Genomic DNA, 23,334 nt, shown 5'->3' on the forward strand with positions numbered 1-23,334 from the left:
GCGTAACGAGCCGTACATCGATTCTAGCCCAGCCCGGGCGCTTTGTTGCACACCTTTGACGCATCGTTCAGGTGCGCACCGGCAGCGGGTGCGCCACCTTGTCGAGGGCCTGCTGAAGCTGGTCGAGCTCGTAGGGCTTCTGCAGCGACAGATAGGGGAATTCCACGTGGCGCAGCAGGGTGTCGCCATAGCCCGACGCAAAGATCACCCGCATGGCCGGGGCGCTGGCCACCGCCTGCCGCGCCAGCTCGACGCCCGACATGCCCGGCAGGCTGACGTCCGTGAACAAGACGTCGTAGTGCCCGGCCGCCAGCCGCGCCAGCGCGTCGTCCGGGTGGCCGACGCCGTCCGCCTCGTGGCCGAAGGCGCGCAGCATCTCGCACACCAGGTACTGGGAATCGACGTTGTCCTCGACGACCAGGATATGGAGCGGGCCGTCCGCCTCGGCGGGCGCCGCTCCGGGTACGGGCGCGGCCGGCGCCAGCGCGCACAGCACGCCGGCCACCGTGTCGCCGTCGGCGCGCACCGGCGTGAAATACAGATCGTAGCGGCCGCCGCCGTCGCTGCCCGGGAATGCGAGCGTGCGGCCGGGGGCATGCGAGGCTTCGCCGTCCCAGGCGCGTTCCAGCTCGGCGCCGCCGGCCGCCAGCGGCGGTGGCATCACCGGCGGTATGCTGCCGCCCGGCACCCGTCCATACGCCGGGCCGGCCAGCGCGCCGTAGGCGTCGTTGAACAGGACCGTCATGTCCCGGCCCCACACCAGCAGCAGCGGCAGCGGGATATTGAACATCATGTCGGCGGCCAGCTTCAGCGCTTGCGGCCACTGCTGCGGATCGCCGAGCCGGGAAGCGGACCAGTCGAAGGAACTGGAGGAATGTGCGGACCTGCCGGAAAGGAGCATAGCGCAGTAACGATTGTTATCTAAACGAAAAGAGGATGCATCGTACACCAAATCGGAAGCAGGGGGCGGCACGACTGCACACGGTTTCATAGAGGAAAAAAACCGGGATCGACGCAGGGTGCGGTCGTAAAAGAACAACATCCTGAACAGCCGATATTGCACCACAGCATATGGCGCCGCGCGCCGACCTCATTGGGCGCCGCCGGGCACGCCGGGCAAAAAAAAGCCCGCTGCGGGAGCGGGCTGAATCTATCCTTGGAGGAGAATAGAGGAGACAGGGATCATAATGCTGCATCGCAAAAAAGAAATCCAATTTAGTTTTCCAATGTCCCTCATTGGTTTTATAAATGACTCGACGGTACGGCTGCCAATCGTGCCGCTCTTGGTGCACTAAAGAAAATGTTCTACGATAGCAAAATGTTTAAAAGCGCTCTGCTGTCGTTCACGTTCTTTCGAGCCGATCCCTCCGCGCGCCGTGCGTTGCCATTCTCGACCTTACCCGGCTATCATGCCCGTTGCGGTTGCCGGCCATGCGCGGCGCCGTTTGTATTGACAGGAACATGTCCGGCACGCCTTGTTCGTGCCTGGCGTGCCTTATCCGGCCGTTTCGTAGGGCGCCGCACGTTCCGGCGCTCCCTGCCATCGTTTACAGTCCTGGGTTTGCCAACCGGCCGATGCATCGTCAATTGAACCGATTTACGAACCGCGGCCTGCGCCGCTCGCTCGCCGCCTGGGCGCTGGCCGCCGTCGCCGTCCTGTGCGCCGGCGTGGGGCTGGCGCCGCCTGCGCGCGCGCAGAGCGCAGCGTCGGGCGTGCCGCTGGAGCGGCGCGTGAAAGCGGCGTTCCTGTATAAATTCCTCGGCTATACCGACTTTCCCTCCAGCGCCTTTGGCGACGCCGCTGCGCCGCTGACGATCGGCGTGATCGGCGCGGACGACCTGGCCGTCGAGCTGGCGCGCGTGGTGGCGGGGCGTACCGTCAACGGCCGCTCCATCGAAGTGCGCGAGCTGCGCGAGGCCGACGCCGGCGCCCGCGTGCATCTGCTGTTCGTGGGCGGGAGCGATCCGCAGCGGGTGGCGCGCATCGTGCGCCAGGCGACCGGCGCGATGCTCGTCGTGACCGAGTGCGATAACGGGCTGCAGCTTGGCAGTGTGATCAATTTCCGCATCGTCGACGAGCGTGTCCGCTTCGACGTCGCGCTCGACGCGGCGGAACGCAACGGCATCAAACTCAGTTCGCGCCTCCTGACGGTGGCGAACCGGGTGCAGAAAGGAGCGCAGTGATGGTGGTGCGCGATGGCGGCACGGTCCGCGGCAAACTGATTCTGATGGCGGTATCGACGACGTTCGTCGCGCTGCTGGCGGCTTCCGTCGCCATGCTCCTGTTCGACCTGCGCGCGTTCCAGCGCTACTGGACCGACGACCTGATGACCCAGGCCGACATCATGGCGCGCGTGACCGCGCCGGCGCTGACGTTCAACGACGAGGAGACGGCGCGCCAGAACCTCGCCGTGCTGCGCGTGCGGCCGCAGATCCTCGCCGCCGCCATCTATACGAGCGACGGCACGCGCTTCGCCACGTACGCGGTGAGTCCGAACCAGACCATTCCGGCGCGGCCGGCGCCGTCCGGCTACCGCATCGAGGGCGGCGAGGTGGCCGTGTTCCGCAACATCGTGGAAAACGGCGAGATGGTGGGCACGGTCTACCTGCGCTCGCGCTATGGCGTCGTCGACCGCCTGTTCAGCTATGGCACGATCCTCGGCGCGGTGATGCTGGGCGCGCTCGTGATCGCGGGGCTGGTCGCATCGCGCCTGCAGGCCGCCATCACGCGGCCGCTGGCGGCCGTCACCAATGTCGCGCGCCAGGTGATGCAGCGGCGCGATTTCACGCTGCGCGTGCCGGGCAACGACAGCGGCGAGATCGGCGTGCTCGTCGCCGCCTTCAACGACATGCTGGCCGAGATCGGCCGGCGCTCGCATGCGCTGCAGGAAGCGAATGCGACGCTCGAGCACGAGATGCAGGTGCGCGAGCGCGCGGAAGAGGCGTTGCGCCTCGCCGACCGCCGCAAGGACGAATTCCTCGCCACCCTGGCGCACGAGCTGCGCAATCCGCTGGCGCCGATCCGCACGGGCCTGGATATCCTGCGCCTGCGCAGCGGCGACGCCCAGGCCACCCAGCGCGCCACCGACATCATGGAGCGCCAGCTGCGCCAGATGGTGCGCCTCGTCGACGACCTGCTGGACGTCTCGCGCATCAACACGGGCAAGTTCACGATCAAGAGCGGCCGCGTGGAACTGAAGGCCGTCGTCAACGACGCGCTCGAAGTCGTCCGCCCGTACATCGAACTGCACGGCCACGAGCTGACGATCGACCTGCCGGACCGCCCCGTATTCCTGAACGGCGATGCGACGCGCCTCGCGCAGATCCTCTCGAACCTGCTGAACAACGCCGCCAAATACACCAATCGCGGCGGCCGGGTCGGCCTGAGCGCGAGCGTGGACGACCGTACGCTCACGGTGACCGTGTCGGATACCGGCATCGGCATCGCGCCGGACATGCTGGATTCCGTGTTCGAAATGTTCGTGCAGGTGGATTCGACCCTGGAGCGCTCGAACGCGGGCCTGGGCGTCGGACTGTCGCTGGCGCGCAAGCTGGTCGAGCTGCACGGCGGCACCATCGAGGCGCGCAGCGCGGGCATCGGCCACGGCAGCCAGTTCGTCGTGCGCCTGCCGATCGTCGTCGAGCCGGAGCTCCCGGCCAAACCGACGCCAATGTCCTTCATCAGCTCGGAAACCTACCGCATCCTGCTGGCCGACGACAACGTCGACTTCGTCAACAGCATCGGCGCGCTGCTGACGGCGATGGGGCACAGCGTCGTCATCACGCACAACGGCGTGGATGCGCTGGCGGCCGCCAAGCGCTTCTGTCCGGACTACGCCTTCCTCGACATCGGCCTGCCGCAGATGTCCGGCTACGACCTGGCGCGGGGCATCCGCGACCTGTCGTGCTGCACGATGACCGTCATGGTCGCCGTCACCGGCTGGGGCCAGGAAAAGGACAGGCAGCTGGCGTTCGAGGCCGGTTTCGACCATCACATGGTCAAACCCGTGCGTTTCGAACAGATCGAGGAAATCCTGGGGAACCGCAGCATCATCAAGAAGCTGCGCACCTGAACGGCAAGGGCAAAAAAAGGCTGTGTTCGCGTTAAGTCCGTGAACTGAATCTGGTTGCAGATGTCATACGCATCGTCGAGTTAACTCATGAGGAGTGACGATGCGCGGCCTACCCTTCGACGAAGTGCTCAGCCTGTTGTCGGCGGCGCAGCTCTCGACTGCCGACCTGGTCCGGCTGCGCGAATGGATCGCTGGCCTGTCGCATCCGGCGGAATGTATCGCCCTGATCGAACAGGCCGCCAGAGGCCGGCCGTGTCCACGCTGCGGTTGCCCCCGCGTACACCGTTGCGGCCAGGCGAGCGGCCTGCAGCGCTTTCGGTGCCTCGGGTGCGGACGCAGCTATAACGCCCTGACCGGCACGCCGCTCGCTCGTCTGCGCAAGAAAGAGTGTTGGCTGCCCTATTTGCAATGCGTCCTCGAATCGCGCACGGTGCGCGACGCTGCGCGCGTGACCGGCGTGCACCGGACGACCAGTTTCAGGTGGCGCCACCGGTTCGTGCCCGGCGCGATGCGCGACCGGCCGGCGGCATTGTCGGCCATCGTCGAGGCCGACGAGACCTATCGCCTCGAATCACAGAAGGGCTCGCGCAACCTGACGCGGCGGCCGAGAAAGCGCGGCGGCGAGACCAGGCGACGCGGGATCAATCGCGAATACGACTGCCTGCTCGTCGCGTGCGACCGTACGGGGCAGACGCTGGACTTTCACACGGGCCGAGGACAAGTGACGGCCGCGCAATTGCATGCGTGCCTCAAGCCGGTATTGCCGGCCGATGTGCTGCTGATCAGCGACGGGGCCGCGGCCTATCGCCGTTTCGCCGTGCAAGCGGAGATCACGCACGAGGCGGTGAACGTGACGGCCGGCGTGCGGGCGCGCGGCGCGATCCACATCCAGAACGTGAACAGCTGGCACAGCCGTTTCAAGAGCTGGCTGGTGCGGTTTCGCGGTGTCGCGAGCCGCTATTTGATCAATTATTCGGGGTGGCAACGGCTGCTGGATGCGCGGCGGCTGACGACGCCTGCGCACCTGTTGTGCGCTGCGGCGCAGCGCGGCTAGGTGGCAGCGCTCGCTTACCTACATAACGCGAACACAGCCAAAAAAAAGCGGAAGCGCGAACGCTTCCGCCCGACTCAAGCTAACGGCGCGTCAAGCCTGGTTGGCCGACTTGCGGCGGCGCGCCAGGAAGCCCAGCACGCCGAGGCCGGCCAGCATCATGCCGTAGGTTTCCGGTTCCGGCACGGGAGCGGCCATCGAGACGGCGCCACCGAAGCTCGCGGCCTGGTCGGAGACCAGGTTGCCGCTCACTTGCAGGTAGTAGTTGCCGGCTGCCAGGTTGTTGCTGGAGATCGTCCACACGTCGATGTTGCCGGATTGCAGAGAAGCGCCGGACGAGACCAGCGCGTCGCCGGCGGCGTTGTACAGCGATACGCCAGTGATGTCGAGGCCGGTGTCAGCGGTGCGGCTCACGGACGAGATGATGGCGTCCAGGTTCGAGCCGGCGCTGGTGCCGCCCACGGAAAAGGTGAAGCGGTCGGCAAAGGTGTTGCCGTTGTTGTTCATCGCGAACGTGTCGCCAAAGAAGCCGCTGCCGTCGGTCAGGTCGAGGACCTGCGGGGTGTTGCCGACGGTAGCCGCCATGGCAGCGGTGGAAGCGAACGACGCAGAGGCCAACACTACAGCAGCAATCAGTGATTTTTTCATTTCTTACCTCGCAAAGAAACAGCCGCGTCCTGCAGCTTGGTTTTCAAGAATCGGGGAACTTCATCGTATCAAATCGACGATAAAACGCACGGAAAATCACCGAAGTGTGCGCTTCTTGATGGAAATATGCCGAAAATAAAGAGTTTCTGCTTGGATGCGCTTTTCACCCGCTCTTCATAGAGAACGTGGTCGGTTTGGTATGTGCAAATGACAAAATAGACCGATATTGCACGATATTTGTAGGTAGGTTCCTACGTGAAGACGCGAGAAAATCCGCCGCAGAGTTTTTTCTGTTGGTGAACGAGCATTGCGCGGTTGGCAAGAAAAACGGCGGGATAACGATGAGGCTCGACTCGTCGTCAAAGCTGTGGAAGCACAGCAATGAAAAAGGCCAGATCTCGCGATCTGGCCTTTCGAAAAAGCTGGTGCGGCTGGCAGGAATCGAACCCACGACCCCTTGGTTCGTAGCCAAGTACTCTATCCAGCTGAGCTACAGCCGCCCGATGCACGCATTATAGCGGGATTTTGCCGTTTGGAAAAGGGCAATGATGGCAGTTTGCCAAAGCCCGGAAGCGATCGGCATAGGGGCGGCCAGTATAACTAGCCGGCCCCTGCCACACCACCCGGCATGCGGGTCCGCACCGGGCGGTTCGAGTAGTTGAGGTCAGAACAGGCGTGGTACTCCCAACCGGTCGAAGTGGGCAATCGTGAGGACCGACTTGAGCAGCCGGTCCGCGTTGCGCCACCAACGGCGGCTGTTCGCCGCCACCCGCCGGACGACGGCGGGCGACGCTCCGAGGCGCAGCAGTTCCCGATACATGGTTGTTCCGCGTTTCCAGTGCTTGAGCTGGATCGCCCGCAGCCTGTGACGCAGCCATTCATCGAGTTTTCTCCAAATTTTCGGAGTTTCGGCGTATTTGAAGTACCCTTTCCAGCCAAGCATGTAGGTACGCAGCTTGTCGACGGTCTGGGCCATACTGCGGCCGCAAGAACGCCCCGTCAGTTCGCGGATACGTTGTTTGAACGTTACCAGCGGCTTGTCCGCGACTTTCAGTTTCACCGCTTTCCCACGCCCCAACCACAGGCTGTAACCGAGGAATTTGCGACCAAATGCACCACCGACCGCGCTCTTGGCTTCGTTGACCACGAGGTGCAACTTGTCATAGAGCCGGCGCAGCAGCGCCATCACCCGTTCGCCGGCCCGTTGGCTGCGAACATACACATTCGCGTCATCGGCATAGCGCGCGAAGCAGTGGCCGCGTCGCTCCAGTTCCTTGTCCACTTCGTCGAGCAGAACATTGGCCAACAGCGGACTGAGCGGGCCGCCTTGCGGCGTGCCCTCGTGCCGTGACTGCACCACGCCATGATCCATGATGCCGCTGTTCAGATAAGCACGTATCAGCCGGATGACTCCGGCGTCGTCGATGCGTTTCCGTAAGCGGTCGATCAGGATGTCATGGTTGACCCGGTCGAAGAACTTCGACAGGTCTACGTCCACCACGATCCGCCGTCCCGACTGGACGTACGCCCGGGACGCAAGAACCGCGTCCTGCGCCCGCCGGCCCGGTCGGAAGCCGTAGCTGTGCTCACTGAAAGTGGGATCGAGAATCGGTTGCAGCACCTGGAGCAGCGCTTGCTGGATCAGCCGATCCGTCACCGTCGGAATGCCAAGCTCACGCTCGCCACCGTCGGGCTTCGGGATCGTCACCCTGCGTACCGGACTGGGCCGGTACGTCCCCGCCAGCAATTGTTCGCGTATTTCCGGCCAAGCCACGGCCAGATGGCGCGAGGTTGCGTCGATGTCCCGACCATCCACCCCGGCCGCGCCCTTGTTGGCGCGCACGCGCTTGAACGCCTGCAGCAGGTTTTCCCTCCTCAGCGCCGCATTCAGTAGCGCCGATCCCGCGTCTCCTGACGTATGTCGCGGGCAGCAGGCTTCGTCGCTGGAAACTTTAGCCAAGGCTTCACCCCGGCCTACCGCCTCCCGCCCCGCTCGCGCGGGCATCTGACGCATTGCCTGTCGCATCGACATACCGGACAACACTCCTACTCGTTCGGTCCTTCGTCGGCGGGGTCGAGCCTTCCCGGCGCTACCACCGACTACTATGACCTCTGCTGAGACCCTGCAACGGCAACACCGCCGCCCTTTCAGGCGTGAGGCAGGGCGTCCCCAGGTAAGGGCCGCACTCCTTCATCACACAACCGCCGCATCTACGCCGCTCCGCCTTGACCACAAGAGCTTCGCGGTCTTTCGCCCGCTCGCCCTGCTCGGCAGCGCCTTCTATGTGGTTCGTGTTCCTCGGCTCGTGATTTACGATTCACGCTTCCTTTCCACGGTCGATTACTCTTCCGCAGTTGCGCTTCACTTCGCTCGCTGTGGTCAGCTTGCGGCGGGACTTGCACTCGCAGGAATGCGCCCATGCTGGGCGCACGAAAAGAAAAAGGCCAGATCGCAAGATCTGGCCTTTCGAAAAAGCTGGTGCGGCTGGCAGGAATCGAACCCACGACCCCTTGGTTCGTAGCCAAGTACTCTATCCAGCTGAGCTACAGCCGCCCGAGGCACGCATTATAGCAGTCCTTTCTCGAATGGCAAAGTGCGCAGCGACAGGCACCGGTCGGACCGATGCGCCAGGCGTATGACACTTCCGCTTGACAATACATTGAAGTGATCCTAAAGTGATATCACTTTCATATAACAACGGAACGCCCGCATGTCTACACATACTCGTCAGGAAATCTCGGTCGCATCGATGAATGGTTACGTGGCCGGCGCCGGCGGCCTGCTTGCCGTGCTGGCGGGTGCCTGGCTGGTCCGTGCAGGCATCATGGGCACGGTCGCCAACGGCGTGGCCGTCGCCGGTATCGCACTTGCCGTCGCCGGGGGATTCGTGTGCACGGGGCTGTACATGCTGCAGCCGAATGAAACGGCGGTGCTGACGCTGTTCGGACGTTATGTGGGCACGGACCGCGGCGAGGGGCTGCGCTGGGCCTTTCCGCTGTACCGCAAGCGCAAGCTGACGGTGCGGGCGCGCAACCTCAACATGTCGACGCTCAAGGTCAACGACAAGCGCGGCAATCCGGTGGAGCTGGCGGCCGCCGTCGTGTGGCGGGTGCGCGATACGGCGCAGGCGCTGTTCGAAGTGGACGATTTCGAGCGCTACGTGACCGTGCAGGCCGAGGCCGCGCTGCGCCACCTGGCAGTGCAATATGCGTATGACGAAGGGGAGGACCTGGCGCCGGGCGAGATGACGCTGCGCGGTGGCGCGGCGGAAGTCGGCCACGCGCTCAGCGAGGAACTGACGGCGCGCTTCGAAGCGGCGGGCGTGGAAACGCTGGACGCGAAGCTGACCCACCTGGCCTATGCGCCCGAGATCGCCCAGGTGATGCTGCGCCGCCAGCAGGCCCAGGCGATCATCAGCGCCCGTGCCCGCATCGTGCACGGCGCGGTCACGATGGTGGAAGACGCACTCAAGGGCCTGGCCGAACGCCAGATCGTCGAACTGGATGCGGAACGCAAGGCGGCGATGGTCAGCAATCTGCTCGTGGTCCTGTGCTCCGACCGCGACGCGCAGCCGGTCATCAACGCGGGCACCCTGTACAACTGATTCGCGTATCGATGGCAAGTCCTGGTAAAAAGTCGTATCCGCTGCGTATCGACCCCGCGTTGTGGGAGCAGTTGCAGCGCCTGGCCGCCAACGACCTGCGCAGCGTGAATGCGGAAATCGAATTCCTGCTGCGCGAAGCGCTGGCGCGGCGGGGCATCCGGATCGCGCCGGTCCAGCCGGATGAGGGGAGCGGCGAATCGCCGTGAGAAATGAAGAAATGAAAAAGGCCAGATCTTGCGATCTGGCCTTTCGAAAAAGCTGGTGCGGCTGGCAGGAATCGAACCCACGACCCCTTGGTTCGTAGCCAAGTACTCTATCCAGCTGAGCTACAGCCGCCCGAGGCACGCATTATAGCAGCGGTTTCATGATAGTCAAAGTGTCCGTTGCCAGGATGCTCACAGCTCATGCGAATAGACGATGAAACCCAGGTGCCTGGCGACTTTATCGTAGAGCGCACGGCCGGCCGCGTTTCCCGTCTGCGTCTGCCAGTACACGCGCGAACTGCCCGCAGTGCGCGCCGCGTCATATACGCCTTCGATCAGGCGCCTTCCGATGCCAAGTCCGCGCAATTCAGGGGCAGTGAACAGGTCCTGGAGGTAGCAGACGTCGTGCAGCCGCGTCGTGCTGCGGTGAAAAACGAGGTGTGCGAGGCCGACGATGCGGCCGGCGTCCGTGGCCACCAGGGCGTGCACGGGTTCGGCCGGATCGAGGAATCTGTTCCACGTGGCCTGCGTGATCTCCTCGGGCAGGGCGGTGGGGCCGCTGCGCTGGTAGAACGCGTTATAACCGTCCCACAGCGGGCGCCAGCCGTCGTAGTCGGTGGGTGCGAGCGGGCGGATGGTCGGTCGGGCGGGCATGTTGATGGATGTGTCATCGAAAACGACATCATACCCCGGCGCGGAAAATGAAAAAGGCCAGATCTTGCGATCTGGCCTTTCGAAAAAGCTGGTGCGGCTGGCAGGAATCGAACCCACGACCCCTTGGTTCGTAGCCAAGTACTCTATCCAGCTGAGCTACAGCCGCCCGATGCACGCATTATAGCAGTGGCATCCCGAATGAGGAAGTCTTAATTTTTCTCAACATTTTCGGGTGTTCTGGTAGATTAGGGCCCGTGTCCTGGAAATCCGAAATCATGCCGCCCGTGAGCCGAGAGCCACGTCCGCCGGCGTACGCACTGGCGTTGCTGCGCATGGTCTGCGGCGTCGTGCTGGCGTGCCTGTGTTCGGCGGCGCTGGCCAGCGGGCCGCGCAGCCTGCGCTTCGAGCGCGTCGGCCTGGAAGAAGGGCTGTCGCAGGAATCCGTGCTTGCGATCCTGCAGGACCGCGACGGCTTCATGTGGTTCGGCACCCAGGCCGGCCTGAACCGCTTCGACGGTTACCGCAACCAGATCTTCCGCAACGATCCCAATGACCCGTCCAGCCTGGCCGACAATTTCGTCCAGGCCGCGTACGAGGATGGCCAGGGCCGTCTGTGGTTCGGTACCCGCGGCGGCCTCGTGCGGTTCGATCCCGCGACCCGGAAATTCGTGCGACTGCCGTTCCTCGCCGGCAGCGAGCGCACCGCGCGCAACAGCGCCGTCACGGCGATCATCGGCGATGGCGCCAGCGGCCTTTGGGTCGGCACCGGCGACGGCCTCGTGCACGTCGATCCCGCCACCGGGCGCTTCCACCCGCTGCGCCACGACGGCGCCGACGCCGGCAGCCTGCGCGACGACCGCGTCACGGCGCTCGCCCTCGACCCCCGCGGCGGCCTGTGGATCGGCACCGGCGTCGGCCTCGACCACCTGGCGGCAGGCGCCGTCCGCTTCGACCATTTCGACATCGACGCCGCCGGCGGCAGCAAGCGCAACGCCGTGGTCGCGTTGTCGATGGGGCCGCGCGATACGCTCTGGATCGGCACCGACGCCGGCCTGGACGCATGGCGCATCGGCCAGGGGCCGCCGCAGCGCCACCACGTCGGCGCCGACGAAGGCATGAACGACGGCCGCGTGCGCACCCTCTATCACGACCAGGGCAGCAACCTGTGGGTGGGCACGGAGCTCGACGGCCTCAAATGGCGCGACCCGACGAGCGGACGCTTCGTCGCCTACACCAGCCAGCCGCTCGACCGCCACACGCTGTCGGACAACCAGATCACGTCGATCTGGGTCGATCGCACGGGCACGCTGTGGGCCGGCACGATGTTCGGCGGCGTCAATCGCGCGGACCTGGCCAGCGGCGGCTTTTCCCGCTTCTCGATGCTGCAGGGCCAGGTGGACGACGTCAGAAGCGCGCGCAAGATCCGCAGCATCGCGATCGGCGCCGACGGCCGCCTGTGGCTGGGCACGACGGGCGGCGGCATCCTGCACCTCGACCCGGACAGCGGCCGCGCCCGCGTGCTGCGCCACGACCCGGCGAATCCGGCCAGCCTGCCGGACGACGTCGTCAACAGCGTGCTGCCGGGGCGCGGCCGGCTGTGGGTGGGCTCGCCGAGCGGCCTGTCCTGGCGCGACCCGACGACCGGCCGCTTCACGCCGATGCCGCTGGGCCGCGAGGCAGGCGCGAACTGGATCCAGTCGCTCACCCTCGATCGCGCCGGGGCGCTGTGGATCATCACCCGCGGCGGCCTGTTCATGGTGGAGCCGGACGGCCACACGCTGCACGGCTGGCGCCACGATCCGGCCGATCCGCGCAGCCTGGGCGAGAATTTCGGGTTCGACGTGCTCGAGGATCGCGCCGGGGCGATCTGGATCGGCACCGAGAATGGCCTCGACCGCTACGACCGCGCGACCGGCACCTTCACGCACTACCGCCACGATCCGCGCGACCCGGCCAGCCTGGGCCACAACCGCATCTACTATCTGTACGAATCGGCGCGCGGCGACCTGTGGATCGGCACGGCGGGCGGCCTGCAGCGCGTGGAGCGGGACGCCGGCGGCAAGGTGACGTTCCGCCTGTTTCCGGTCACGCCCGCGCGCGAACAGGTGCCGATCGGCGCCATCCTCGAAGACGGCAACGGCCAGATCTGGGTCAGCACGACGGTCGGCGTGACCCGCGTGGACCCGGAGACGGGGCGCTACAAGAATTACAGCGCGAAGGACGGCCTGACGGACGGCTCGTACTTCGTCGGTTCGGCGGCGCGCGGCGCCGACGGCGAACTGCATTTCGGCGGCATCAACGGCATGACGTCGTTCCAGCCGGAGGACATCCGCGACAATCCGTTTCCGCCCACGGTGGTCATCACCGACTTCCTCGTGTTCAACCGGCCGCGCGCGCTGCCCGTCGCCGTCGACCGCCTGCACGACATCCGCCTGAGCTACCGCGACACCGTGTTCACGCTGGAATTCGCCGCGCTGCATTACGCCGACCCGCAAGCGAACCGCTACGCCTACCGGCTGCGCGGCTTCGACCGGGACTGGACCGAGACGGATGCCCGCAAGCGCTTCGCCACCTACACGAACCTCGATCCGGGCGACTACGTGTTCGAGGTGCGGGCCGCCAACAAGGACGGCGTGTGGAGCGACAAGCCGGCCACGCTCGCCATCTCGATCCCGCCGCCGTTCTGGATGACGTGGTGGTTCCGCCTGTTCGCGGCGAGTGTCCTGGCCGGGTGCGCCGTCGCCCTGTACCGCCTGCGCGTCCGGGTGCTCGTGCAGCAGAAGGAGCGCCTGGAGCGCCAGGTCGGCGCGCGCACGGCGGAACTCGTGCTGCAGAAGGAGCACGCGGAGCGGCGCAAGCAGGAGGCCGAGGCGCAGAAGGAAGCGGTGGAGCAGGCGCGGCGCAACATCGCGCTGTTGTCCGACATCGGCCGCGAGCTGACGGCGAACCTGGACAGCGAAGCCATCATGGCGAATGTGTTCGGCCAGGTGCGCCAGCTGATGGACGCGCCCCTGTTCGCGATCGGCATGGCGCGCGCCGACGGGCCGCCGGACTATCCGTACGTCGTCGAGGACGGGCGCCGCGTGCCCGCGGCGGGCCGCTTCCCGGCGCGCGTGCGCGGGCTCGCCGAGTACTGCCTGGCGACCGGCGAGGAGATCCTGATCGGCGACCTGGCCCGCGATTACGCCCGTTTCGCGGGCCTCGTGCGCGACGTGCTCGGGGGCGACGCGGCCGGCACGGACGGCGCAACGCTGCCGTCGCCGCGTTCCCTGCTGATCGTGCCGATCCTCGTCGGCAGCCGCGTGCTGGGCGTGATCACGGTGCAGAGCGGCCGTCCCGGCGCCTACCAGAACGTGCAGCTGGACATGCTCAGCACCCTTGCGTCGTACGTCGGCGTCGCGCTCGACAACGCCGACGCCTACCGCCAGCTCAAGGAAACCCAGGCCCAGCTGGCGGCGCGCGAAAAACTCGCGTCGCTCGGGTCCCTCGTCGCGGGCGTCGCGCACGAATTGAATACGCCAATCGGCAACAGCCTGCTGATGGCCAGCACGCTGGAGGAAAAGACCGACGCGCTGGCCGACCGCTTCACGCGCAACGCGCTGAAGAAATCGGACCTGGAAACGTGGATCGCGGCGGCGCGCGAAGCGGCAAGCCTCATCGTGCGCAGCCTGAACGGGGCGGCGGACCTCGTGAACAGTTTCAAGCAGGTGTCGGTGGACCAGGCCAGCACGCAGCGGCGCCGCTTCGACCTCGGCCAGGCCTGCCACGAGATCGCGGCGACGATGATGAACCAGGTGCGCCGCGCCGGCCACACGCTCGAGCTGCGCGTCCCGCCGGGGATCGCGATGGACAGCTATCCCGGGCCGTTCGGCCAGGTCGTCATCAACTTCATCAACAACGCGCTGCTGCACGGGTTCGACGCGCCGGGCGGCCACATGCTGCTCGAAGCGAAGGCGCTGGACGGCGAGCGCGTACGCATCGAGTTCCGCGACGACGGCCGCGGCATCGCGCCGGAGCACCTGTCGCGCATCTTCGATCCGTTTTTCACCACGCGGATGGGGCAGGGCGGCACGGGCCTGGGTCTCAACATCGCCTACAACCTCGTGACGACGCTGTTGCAGGGGACGATCCGGGTCGAGAGCGCGCCCGGCCAGGGTACGGCCTTCATCCTCGAGCTGCCGCTGCGCGCGGCGCCCGGCGGCGCGTAATGCGAGGTGGGCACGGGGTGCCCACCCTACGTGTCTTCTGCGGCATCAACGGTCTTTCCGTAGGGCGGGCGGCCCTCCGCCCGCGCGGACGCCGGCGATACGCGACCATCACGCGTGGGCACGGCGTGCCCGCCCCACATCAAACGACGTTAGTCGGACTGCCCGCCACCCACGCTTCCAGGTTGTCGACCAACATGTCCGCCAAGGTCTGCATCGCCCCGGCGCTGGCCCACGCCACATGCGGCGTGAGCACGAAATTCGGCAGGCGCAGCTGCAGCAGCGGATTCTCCGGCACCGGCGGCTCCTTGCTCAGGACGTCGAATCCGGCGCCCGCGATCGTGCCGTCCGTCAGCGCCCGCGCCAGCGCCGCTTCGTCCACGAGGCCGCCGCGCGCCGTGTTGATCAGGATGGCGCCGCGCTTCATCGTGGCCAGCTCGCGCGCGCCGATCATGTGGCGGGTCTGGTCCGTCAACGGCAGGTGCAGGCTCACCACGTCCGACGTGGCCAGCAGCTCGGCCAGCGGCAGCGGCGTGACGTCGGTGTCGGCGACCGCAGAGCGCGACGCGACGGCGACCTCCATGCCGAACGCGCGCCCGATCTGCGCCACGCGGCGCCCCAGCGCGCCGTAGCCGACGATGCCGAGGCGGCTGCCGGCCAGGTCGCCGATCGGGTGGTCGAGCAGGCAGAAGCGCGTCGACCGTTCCCAGCGGCCCGCCTCGACGTCGGCCGCGTAGGCGCGCAGGTTGCGGCGCACGGCCAGGATCAGCGCGAAGCAGTGCTCGGGCACGGAGACGAGCGAGTAATTGCGGATGTTGGCGACGACGATGCCCCGTTCGCGGCAGGCGGCGAGATCGACGTTGTCGGTGCCGGTGGCGGCCACGGCGATCATCTTCAGGTCCGGCAGTTGCGCGATCGCGTCCGCGCGCAGCGGCACCTTGTTCGTGATGGCGATGGCGGCGCCGCGCAGGCGTTCCACGACGTCGGCGGCGTTCGTGGCGGGGTAGTCGCGCCAGCGGTGGTCGAAGGCGGGCTTGCGGATGTCGGCGATCAGGCTGTCGCGGTCGAGGAAGACGATCTGGTGCTGAGCGATGTCGTGCATGGTAGGCCCGGATGAGGAGGGACCGCCATTGTAGAACGCAGACGAAAAAAAGACAGGGCGAACCCTGTCTTCCGAGGATGGGGGGCTTGAGCCGGTTCTGCGCCGCCGGCGGATTACTTGGCGGCGTCGGCTTTCTGGTCTGCGTGTGCCGCGGCCTTGTCGGCTGCGGCGTCCACCTTGGCTTTGGTGGCTTTCTTGTGTGCCTTGGCTTTCTTCTTCGCGGCGTCGGCCTTGGCGACGGCGACGTCGGAATTGGCTTCGGCGGCTTTCTTCTCCAGCTTCGCGTCGGCTTTCACGTCGGCCTTCTCTTCCTTGGCTTCGGCCTTGGCGGCTTTCTTGTCGGCCTTGACCTCGGCCTTGGTGGCCGGCGTCATCGTCGTGGCCGGGGTGGCCGTGGTCTGGGCGTACACCGACGTTGCGAACAGGCCTGCGATCAGGGTGGCGACGATTTTGCTCATGGCGATGTGTCCTTCAGGGCTTGTTGAGAGAGGGATGATTCCCGTGCTACTGGGCGAGAAACGCGGCCCGTCCACGACCCGTTGACGATCCTTTACATCCGGTTACAAAGTACGTACGGCAATACGTTTGCCAGCATGCGGTTTGACACTGGAAATTATTCCAACGATACTCTGGCGGCACTACCAGTGCACCCCAACAACATCGACACCACAGAGACGCCCGTGAGAACACAACACTCCCTCCGTACGACCCTGACCGCCATCGCGCTCGCCACCGCGGCGCTGGCGGCACAGGCCGCAGACACCGTCCACATCGATCCGCAGCACCTGTCGCAGGACGTCAAGGTCCTGTCCTCCGACGCGTTCGAAGGCCGCGGCCCGAACACGGCCGGCGAGACCAAGACCGTCAACTACCTCGTCGAGCAGTTCAAGGCCGCCGGCCTGCAGCCGGGCGGCGACCTCGTCGACGGCAAGCGCGGCTGGACCCAGGACGTGCCGCTCGGCCGCTTCGAGATCCAGGGCCCGGTCCGGATGACCGTGAACGCGGGCGGCAAGACGCAGACTTATGCGCAAGGCAACGAAGTCGCCGTGCGCGCCGCGATGACGGGCGCGAAGACCGTCGATTTCAAGAATGCCCCGCTGGTGTTCGTCGGCTACGGCGTGACCGCGCCGGAACGCAAATGGGACGATTTCAAGGGCCAGGACCTGAAGGGCAAGCTGGCCGTCGTGCTGATCAACGACCCGGACTTCGAGACGGGCAAGGGCGATTTCGGCGGCAAGGCCATGACCTATTACGGCCGCTGGACCTATAAATACGAGGAGATGGCACGCCGCGGCGCGCTGGGTACGCTGATCGTCCACGAGACGGCGCCGGCCTCGTACGGCTGGGCCACGGTGAAGAACTCGAACACGAACGTCCAGTACGACATCGTGCGCAAGAACCCGCTCGAGACGCATGCGCCGGTCGAAGCCTGGATCCAGCGCGACGTTGCCGTCGACCTGTTCAAGCACGCCGGCCTGGACTTCGACAAACTCAAGAAACAGGCCCAGACCCGCGCGTTCAAGCCCGTCGAACTGAAGGGTGTGACGATGTCCGCGCACTACGCCGTCGACGCCAAGGTCATCACGTCGAAGAACGTGCTGGCGATCCGTCCGGGCAGCGAGCACGCGGACCAGGTCGTGATGTACAGCGCGCACTGGGACCACCTGGGCGTCGGCCTGCCGGACGCGAAGGGCGACAAGATCTACAACGGCGCCGTCGACAACGCCACCGGCATCGCCGCGCTGCTGGAGCTGGCGCGCGCCTACGCCAAGGCACCGGCGCCGCAACGCAGCGTCGTGTTCCTGGCGGTGACGGCGGAAGAGAAGGGCCTGCTGGGTTCGGAATACTATGCGAACAACCCGGTCTATCCGCTGGCGAAGACCGCCGGCGTGATCAATATGGATGCGCTGAGCCCGTACGGTCCGGCGCGCGACTTCACCATCTCCGGCAGCGCCAGGCTCGGCCTGCTCGACCGCCTCGTCGCCAAGGCGAAGCAGAACGGCATCAGCTATGCCGCGGATCCGAAGCCGGAAGCGGGCCACTTCTTCCGCTCCGACCACTTCTCGTTCGCCAAGCACGGCGTGCCGGCGGTCTCGTTCGGTTCGGGCGAGGACTGGGAGCAGGGCGGCGTCGCGGCGGGCAAGGCGGCCGAGGAGAAATACGTGGCGGTCGCCTACCACCAGCCGGCGGACGAGTGGAGCGCGGCGTGGCCGTTCACGGGCATGGCGCGCGACCTCGGCGTCCTGTATTCGGTGGGACGCGACCTGGCGGATTCGTCGGCATGGCCGAACTGGTCCAAGGACTCCGAGTTCCGCGCGGCGCGTGACGCGAGCGCGGCCGAACGCAAGTAATTTGCGGCGAACGCGGGCTCGTGGGGCCGCCCTGCGAGCTGCGGCATCCGTAGGGTGGGCACCCCGTGCCCACGAGCGCACCGCCACACGGTGAGAAACGCGGGCTCGGGGAGCCCGCCCTACGAGCTGCGGCATCCGTAGGGTGGGCACCCCGTGCCCACGAGCGCACCACCACACGGTTAACTGGCGAACAGTCGCGTCCGCACCGCTTGCCTACACTGAGGCAAATAGATGCCGAGGTGATGCCATGCCCGACCCATTAAAGCTGTACAAGGCCAAGCGCGATTTCAAGATCACGGCCGAGCCCAAGGAAGGCGGCGAGGCCAGCAAGGGGCTTCTCACCTTCGTGATCCAGAAGCACTGGGCCACCCGTCTGCACTACGATTTCCGTCTGGAACTGGACGGCGTCATGAAGAGCTGGGCCGTGCCAAAGGGCCCCAGCTTCGACACCCACGACCGCCGCATGGCGGTGCACGTGGAAGACCATCCCATCTCGTATTCCGACTTCGAAGGCACGATCCCGCCGCAGCAGTACGGCGCCGGCAAGGTCATCGTCTGGGACAAGGGCACGTGGGAACCCGTCGGCGACCCGCGCAAGGGCTTCGCGAAGGGCGAGATCAAGTTCGAGATGCATGGCCACAAGATGCACGGACGCTGGGTGCTCGTCCGGCTGCGCGGCCACGAGGACGACAGGCAGGAGCCCTGGCTGCTCATCAAGGAGAACGACGAGTACGCCCGTCCGGCCGCCGAATTCTCCGTCGTCGACGAGATGCCGGACAGCGTCAGGGACCTGCCGATGCCCGCGCCGGGCGCCGCCGCACCGGGTGCTGCCGCGCCGGCGAAACCCGCGCGCAAGGCCGCGGCCAAGCCGAAGCGCGGCGCGCCGCCCGACGGCGCCGTCAAGGCCGACCTGCCGGCGACGCTGGCGCCGGAACTGGCCACGCTCGTCGACGGCCCGCCGGCCGACCCCGAAAACTACATCTACGAAATCAAGTTCGACGGCTACCGCATGCTCACGCGCGTGCAGGGCAAGGACATCCGCTTCGTCACCCGCAACGGCAACGACTGGACCGCCAAGCTCGGCCCGCTGCAACAGGAGGTCCGGCGCATGAAGCTGCCGGACGGCTGGTACGACGGCGAGATCGTCGTGCACGACGAGAACGGCAAGCCGAACTTCAACCTGCTGCAGCTCGCGTTCGACGGCTCCAACACCGCGCGCATCGTCTACTTCGTGTTCGACGTCCCGTACTGCAAGGGGTACGACCTGCGCGACGTGCGCCTCGATGCGCGTCGTGCGCTGCTGCAGGACGTGCTGGCGGCAAAGCCGTCCGACATCGTCCGGTTCTCGACCGAGTTCGGGACCGACCCGGCGCAGCTCGTCGTCGCCGCGTGCCAGATCGGGCTGGAGGGCGTGATCGGCAAGCGGCGCGACTCGCGCTACGTGACGCGCCGCTCGCCCGAGTGGATCAAGCTGAAATGCGGGCAGCGCCAGGAATTCGTCATCGGCGGCTATACCGATCCGCAGGGCTCGCGCACGGGCATCGGCTCGCTGCTGCTCGGCTACTACGACAAGGATGGCGTGCTGCGCTACGCGGGCAACTGCGGCAGCGGATTCAATGGCGCGTCGCTGCGCCACATGCGCGCCGTGCTGGAACAGATCGCGACGGACAAGAGCCCGTTCCCGCCGCGCGCCGTGCCGGGCCGCACGAACCACTGGGTCAGGCCGGAGCTCGTCGCCGAGGTCAGCTTCTCGGAATGGACCGCCACCGACTCCATCCGCCACCCCGTGTTCCAGGGCCTGCGCAAGGACAAGCCGGCGCGGAGCGTCGTGCGCGAGCTGCCGAAGCACATGCAGGCCGAGGCGCCGCCGGCGGATGCGAAGCCCGCGCGCAAGCGGGCGGCGAAGAAGGCCCCGGCCGCGGACGACGCGTTGCCCGGCAACCTGCCCGCCACGTTCAAGGTCACGCACGGCGAGCGCGTGATGGATGCCGAGAGCGGCGTCACGAAGGTCGAGATGGTGCGCTACTACGCCCTCGTCGGCACCTTGATGATGGCATACCTGAAGGGCCGGCCCGTCTCGCTCGTGCGTGCGCCCGAGGGCGTGGGCGGGGAGCTGTTCTTCCAGAAGCACGTCGGCGACACGCGCAAGATGCCCGGCGTCGCGCAGATGGACCAGGCGCTCGATCCCGACCACCCGAGCATGACGGCGATCGCGACGACCGAGGGCCTGCTGTCGAGCGCCCAGTGGAACGTCGTCGAGATCCACAGCCAGAACGCGACGGCCGGCCACTACGACACGCCGGACCGCATGGTGTTCGACCTCGACCCGGGCGAGGGCGTCGAATGGTCCGCGGTCCAGGAAGCGGCGCAGCTCGTGCGCGCCTTCCTGCAGGAGCTGGGGCTGAACCCGTTCCTCAAGACCAGCGGCGGCAAGGGCCTGCACGTCGTCGTCCCGCTCAAGCCGAAGCTCGACTGGGACACGGTAAAGGATTTTTCGCACGCGATCGTGGACCACCTGGCGCAGACGCTGCCCGAACGCTTCTCGGCCAAGAGCGGCGCGAAGAACCGCGTGGGCCGCATCTTCATCGACTACCTGCGCAACGGCCGCGGCGCGACGACCGTCGCCGCGTGGTCGGCGCGGGCGCGCCCCGGCCTGGGCATCTCCGTGCCCGTGCGCTGGGAAGAGCTGCCCGGCCTGAAGTCGGGCAGCCATTGGACCGTCAAGACCGTGCACACGCGGCTCGACGAGGGCAATGCGCCGTGGGCGGACTACGCCAGGAGCGCGACCACCCTCACCAAGGCAATGAAGGCGCTCGGGTTCAAGCCCGGCAAGCAGTAACCCACCGAACGGCGGCGCGGGCCCGGGCGGCCCGCCGCACGCCTCCCCGGCGGCGGAGCCGCGTACAGGTCCGGCTACCAGATTCCCGCGCCGCACGGGACTACCTGTCCATTTGTTAATTCGCTGGCAAATTTCATTTGTCGGTTTGGTGATTTTGCGAATTGCTGCTCTTCCATTAAAACTCACAGAATGTCTTCGGCGTGGGGGTCGTCCAACTTCACTTCATTCGATCGAAAATACGAACTACGACGGAGATAACTGGAATGAAAATCAATCGGTGCACAAAGGCGCTCATCGGGAGCGTGTTCGGCGGCGTCCTCATGGCCGGGCTGATCGCGGCACCCGCGCAGGCCCAGAGCTACACCTGGCAAAACGTGCAGATGGTCGGCGGCGGCTATGTCGACGGCATCATCGCCCATCCCGGACAGCAGGGCCTGTTCTATGCGAAGACCGACGTGGGCGGCGCCTACCGCTACAACGCGGCCACCGCCACCTGGGTCCCGCTGAACGACTGGACGCCTTCCGCCAACAATAACTGGATGGGCGTCGACAGCATCGCCGTCGACCCGAGCAATCCCAGCATGGTCTTCATGTCCGTCGGCGCCTACGACAGCTGGGCGTACGTCCCCGCCGGCGCGATCCTCGTGTCGTCCAACCAGGGCGCCACCTTCACCGCCCACCAGATGCCGTTCCCGATGGGCTCCAACAACACGGGCCGCGACGCCGGCGAGCGCCTGCAGGTCGACCCGAACAACGGCAACGTGCTGTTCTACGGCACCCGCAACGACAACCTGCCGACGCCGTACAACAACGGCATGAACGGCCTGTGGACCAGCACCGACAAGGGCACCACGTGGACCCAGGTCGCGGCCGGCAATGCCCCGCCGCTGTCCAGCGACGGCACCGGCGCCGGCATCGTCTTCACCGCGTTCTACAAGCCGTCGCTGGCCAACGGCCGTACACAGACCATCTTCGCCGGCGTCTCCGACAGCAAGGCGCCGTCGACCCTGTACGTCAGCACCGACGCCGGCGCCCACTGGAGCGCCGTCAGCGGCGGGCCGGGCGCGACGAGCGCCGGCGGCATGTATCCGAACCACGGCCTGATCGGCCCGGACGGCAACCTCTACATCACCTATGGCAATTCGCCCGGCCCCTACGGCATGAGCAGCGGCCAGGTGTGGAAGTACAGCGTCGGCCAGAAGACCTGGCAGAACATCACGCCGCTCGCTCCCACCTCGTCCGATTCGTTCGGCTACGACGGCCTTGCCCTCGACGCGAAGAAGTCCGGTACGCTCATCGTCACCACGGTCGACCGCTACTCCAACGGCGACACGATCTTCCGTTCCACGAACAGCGGCAACTCCGGCAGCTGGATCGACCTGAAACCCAAGGCCACGATGAGCTGGACGCAATCGCCGTGGGCGCCGTGGGGCCATCCCACCGGCTTCCAGGGCTGGATGAATCCGGTCATCGATCCGTTCAATTCGAACAACGCCTTCTACGGCACGGGCGGCGGCATCTTCGGCACCACCAACCTGACCGCCGCCGACAGCGGCCTGGCCACCAACTGGGCCGTCGCCGCCAAGGGGATCGAGGAGACGGTGCCGCAGACGATCGCGTCGCCGACGTCGGGCGCGCCGCTGATCGCCGCGATCGCCGACGTGTGCGGCTTCGTCTTCAATTCGCTGACGACGCCGCCCAACTCGATGATTTCCACGACCAGCGGCACCGGCGTCGCCGGCGCCTGCACGTTCGGCAGCGGCATCGACTTCGCCCGGGGCAATCCGGCCAAGATGGTCATGGTCGGCAGCAATCCGTATTCGAGCCCGGTGCCCGTCGGCGTCGTGTCCTCCAACGGCGGCAGCAGCTGGACCGCTTTCCCGACCCTGCCGGCCGGCATGAAGAAGGGCGAAGGCTCGGTCGCCGTCAGCTTCGACGGCAACTCCATCGTCTGGTCGCCGCACACGGACGACAACCTGCACCCGGTCTACACGACCAATGGCGGCGCGTCGTGGACCACCATCTCGTTCTGGGGTAACACGCTGCCCGTCGGCGCGAAGGTCCTGTCGGACGGCGCGCAGAACGTGTTCTACGCGTGGCAGTCGGGCACGACGAACTTCTACGTCGGGAACGGCGCCGCGAGCTGGTACCAGGCGGCCGCGCTGCCGGTCGCGCCGACGCAGGTGACGGCCGTGCCGGGCCGCGGCGGCGAAGTGTGGATGGCGGCCGGCTCGGGACTGTACAAGAGCACCAACTCGGGCTCGTCGTGGAATGCGCCGATCACGATCACCTATTTCGGCTACGCCTTCACCCCGACGTCCATCGGCTTCGGCAAGGCGGCCGCGGGCGCGAGCTACCCGGCCATCTACTCGGGCGGGCAGTTCTCCGACGGCACGACGGGCCTGATGCGCTCCATCGACGGCGGCACGACGTGGACGAAGATCAACGACGGCAACCACCAGTGGAGCGGCATCAGCCAGGTCGTCGGCGACATGCGGACCTTCGGTACGGTCTACCTGAATGTCGCGGGCGGCATGGGCCGGGGCATCATCTACGGCACCTCGGCGAACTGACGGTGCGCGGCACGGTGGTATGCTGTCTGC

15 protein-coding genes and 4 tRNA genes are annotated in these 23,334 nt (G+C 66.5%); 9 read left to right on the forward strand and 10 right to left on the reverse strand.

All coding sequences use genetic code 11. The annotated features are described in order from the left end of the window. Positions 1-67: 67 nt before the first annotated feature. Complete coding sequence (locus ACEN9Q_RS08620; RefSeq protein WP_495628060.1) at positions 68-901, reverse strand: response regulator; 834 nt, start codon at positions 899-901, stop codon at positions 68-70. 686 nt (positions 902-1,587) lie between these two features. Here ACEN9Q_RS08620 and ACEN9Q_RS08625 point away from each other — a divergent pair. The 3 genes from ACEN9Q_RS08625 to ACEN9Q_RS08635 all read left to right on the forward strand — a co-directional run bounded on the left by ACEN9Q_RS08625 (position 1,588) and on the right by ACEN9Q_RS08635 (position 5,127). Further along, on the forward strand, positions 1,588-2,184 hold the full coding sequence (locus tag ACEN9Q_RS08625; RefSeq protein ID WP_495628061.1) for a TOL_0243 family YfiR-like periplasmic protein: 597 nt from the start codon (positions 1,588-1,590) through the stop codon (positions 2,182-2,184). After that, entirely contained in the window at positions 2,184-4,073 is a 1,890-nt protein-coding gene (locus ACEN9Q_RS08630) for a sensor histidine kinase, YfiR-like protein-associated (protein WP_056445521.1), read from the forward strand. Before ACEN9Q_RS08625 ends, ACEN9Q_RS08630 begins: the two co-directional genes overlap by 1 nt. Positions 4,074-4,173: 100 nt before the next feature. Then, a complete protein-coding gene (locus ACEN9Q_RS08635; protein ID WP_495628062.1) occupies positions 4,174-5,127 on the forward strand; it encodes an IS1595 family transposase in 954 nt (317 codons plus the stop codon). Positions 5,128-5,217: 90 nt separating this feature from the next. Here the strand turns inward: ACEN9Q_RS08635 and ACEN9Q_RS08640 are convergent, their stop codons facing one another. The 4 genes from ACEN9Q_RS08640 to ACEN9Q_RS08655 all read right to left on the reverse strand — a co-directional run bounded on the left by ACEN9Q_RS08640 (position 5,218) and on the right by ACEN9Q_RS08655 (position 8,326). Beyond that, the gene (locus ACEN9Q_RS08640) at positions 5,218-5,772 is read right to left on the reverse strand and encodes an FxDxF family PEP-CTERM protein (RefSeq protein WP_056445524.1); all 555 of its coding nucleotides are present in this window, start codon (positions 5,770-5,772) and stop codon (positions 5,218-5,220) included. A 423-nt stretch (positions 5,773-6,195) separates the two neighbouring features. Continuing rightward, a tRNA-Arg gene (locus tag ACEN9Q_RS08645) sits at positions 6,196-6,272 on the reverse strand. 164 nt (positions 6,273-6,436) lie between these two features. Continuing rightward, the gene (gene ltrA / locus ACEN9Q_RS08650) at positions 6,437-7,804 is read right to left on the reverse strand and encodes a group II intron reverse transcriptase/maturase (RefSeq protein ID WP_495628063.1); all 1,368 of its coding nucleotides are present in this window, start codon (positions 7,802-7,804) and stop codon (positions 6,437-6,439) included. 445 nt (positions 7,805-8,249) lie between these two features. Next, positions 8,250-8,326, reverse strand: a tRNA-Arg gene (locus tag ACEN9Q_RS08655). A 157-nt stretch (positions 8,327-8,483) separates the two neighbouring features. Here ACEN9Q_RS08655 and ACEN9Q_RS08660 point away from each other — a divergent pair. Continuing rightward, positions 8,484-9,377 carry an SPFH domain-containing protein gene (locus ACEN9Q_RS08660; RefSeq protein WP_495628064.1) on the forward strand — a complete coding sequence of 298 codons (894 nt, stop codon included), beginning with the start codon at positions 8,484-8,486 and terminating at the stop codon, positions 9,375-9,377. An 11-nt stretch (positions 9,378-9,388) separates the two neighbouring features. Next, on the forward strand, positions 9,389-9,583 hold the full coding sequence (locus tag ACEN9Q_RS08665; RefSeq protein WP_056445530.1) for a type II toxin-antitoxin system antitoxin: 195 nt from the start codon (positions 9,389-9,391) through the stop codon (positions 9,581-9,583). A 53-nt stretch (positions 9,584-9,636) separates the two neighbouring features. Here the strand turns inward: ACEN9Q_RS08665 and ACEN9Q_RS08670 are convergent. From ACEN9Q_RS08670 to ACEN9Q_RS08680, 3 genes are all read right to left on the reverse strand, one after another. Next, a tRNA-Arg gene (locus ACEN9Q_RS08670) sits at positions 9,637-9,713 on the reverse strand. A 59-nt stretch (positions 9,714-9,772) separates the two neighbouring features. Then, on the reverse strand, positions 9,773-10,234 hold the full coding sequence (locus ACEN9Q_RS08675) for a GNAT family N-acetyltransferase (protein ID WP_056445533.1): 462 nt from the start codon (positions 10,232-10,234) through the stop codon (positions 9,773-9,775). An 89-nt stretch (positions 10,235-10,323) separates the two neighbouring features. Further along, positions 10,324-10,400: transfer RNA gene (locus tag ACEN9Q_RS08680), tRNA-Arg, on the reverse strand. Positions 10,401-10,518: 118 nt separating this feature from the next. Here ACEN9Q_RS08680 and ACEN9Q_RS08685 point away from each other — a divergent pair. Then, on the forward strand, positions 10,519-14,442 hold the full coding sequence (locus ACEN9Q_RS08685) for a sensor histidine kinase (RefSeq protein WP_495628065.1): 3,924 nt from the start codon (positions 10,519-10,521) through the stop codon (positions 14,440-14,442). A 139-nt stretch (positions 14,443-14,581) separates the two neighbouring features. Here the strand turns inward: ACEN9Q_RS08685 and ACEN9Q_RS08690 are convergent, their stop codons facing one another. Together ACEN9Q_RS08690 and ACEN9Q_RS08695 are read right to left on the reverse strand one after the other, a co-directional pair. Then, positions 14,582-15,541, reverse strand: coding sequence for a D-2-hydroxyacid dehydrogenase (locus ACEN9Q_RS08690; protein WP_495628066.1), 960 nt, complete (start codon positions 15,539-15,541; stop codon positions 14,582-14,584). A gap of 113 nt (positions 15,542-15,654) precedes the next feature. Next, a complete protein-coding gene (locus ACEN9Q_RS08695) occupies positions 15,655-15,999 on the reverse strand; it encodes a hypothetical protein (RefSeq protein ID WP_056445543.1) in 345 nt (114 codons plus the stop codon). Between the two features lie 222 nt (positions 16,000-16,221). On the opposite strand from ACEN9Q_RS08695, the gene ACEN9Q_RS08700 reads away from it, so the two are divergent. The 3 genes from ACEN9Q_RS08700 (at position 16,222) to ACEN9Q_RS08710 (ending at position 23,304) form a co-directional block, all read left to right on the forward strand. After that, positions 16,222-17,892, forward strand: a complete 1,671-nt coding sequence (locus ACEN9Q_RS08700) for a M28 family metallopeptidase (RefSeq protein WP_495628067.1) — start codon at positions 16,222-16,224, stop codon at positions 17,890-17,892. Between the two features lie 247 nt (positions 17,893-18,139). Continuing rightward, positions 18,140-20,731, forward strand: a complete 2,592-nt coding sequence (gene ligD / locus ACEN9Q_RS08705; protein ID WP_495628068.1) for a DNA ligase D — start codon at positions 18,140-18,142, stop codon at positions 20,729-20,731. A 263-nt stretch (positions 20,732-20,994) separates the two neighbouring features. After that, on the forward strand, positions 20,995-23,304 hold the full coding sequence (locus ACEN9Q_RS08710) for a sialidase family protein (RefSeq protein WP_495628069.1): 2,310 nt from the start codon (positions 20,995-20,997) through the stop codon (positions 23,302-23,304). Positions 23,305-23,334: the final 30 nt, after the last annotated feature.

The sequence above is a fragment of the Massilia sp. Masssp93 genome (assembly GCF_059491295.1).

Excerpts from the sequence above, each read along its gene's own strand:
- ACEN9Q_RS08620 (WP_495628060.1), bottom strand. The coding sequence starts at position 901 with ATGCTCCTTTCCGGCAGGTCCGCACATTCCTCCAGTTCCTTCGACTGG.
- ACEN9Q_RS08630 (WP_056445521.1), top strand. The coding sequence starts at position 2,184 with ATGGTGGTGCGCGATGGCGGCACGGTCCGCGGCAAACTGATTCTGATG.
- ACEN9Q_RS08635 (WP_495628062.1), top strand. The coding sequence starts at position 4,174 with ATGCGCGGCCTACCCTTCGACGAAGTGCTCAGCCTGTTGTCGGCGGCG.
- ACEN9Q_RS08640 (WP_056445524.1), bottom strand. The coding sequence starts at position 5,772 with ATGAAAAAATCACTGATTGCTGCTGTAGTGTTGGCCTCTGCGTCGTTC.
- ltrA (WP_495628063.1), bottom strand. The coding sequence starts at position 7,804 with ATGTCGATGCGACAGGCAATGCGTCAGATGCCCGCGCGAGCGGGGCGG.
- ACEN9Q_RS08660 (WP_495628064.1), top strand. The coding sequence starts at position 8,484 with ATGTCTACACATACTCGTCAGGAAATCTCGGTCGCATCGATGAATGGT.
- ACEN9Q_RS08665 (WP_056445530.1), top strand. The coding sequence starts at position 9,389 with ATGGCAAGTCCTGGTAAAAAGTCGTATCCGCTGCGTATCGACCCCGCG.
- ACEN9Q_RS08675 (WP_056445533.1), bottom strand. The coding sequence starts at position 10,234 with ATGCCCGCCCGACCGACCATCCGCCCGCTCGCACCCACCGACTACGAC.
- ACEN9Q_RS08690 (WP_495628066.1), bottom strand. The coding sequence starts at position 15,541 with ATGCACGACATCGCTCAGCACCAGATCGTCTTCCTCGACCGCGACAGC.
- ACEN9Q_RS08695 (WP_056445543.1), bottom strand. The coding sequence starts at position 15,999 with ATGAGCAAAATCGTCGCCACCCTGATCGCAGGCCTGTTCGCAACGTCG.
- ligD (WP_495628068.1), top strand. The coding sequence starts at position 18,140 with ATGCCCGACCCATTAAAGCTGTACAAGGCCAAGCGCGATTTCAAGATC.
- ACEN9Q_RS08710 (WP_495628069.1), top strand. The coding sequence starts at position 20,995 with ATGAAAATCAATCGGTGCACAAAGGCGCTCATCGGGAGCGTGTTCGGC.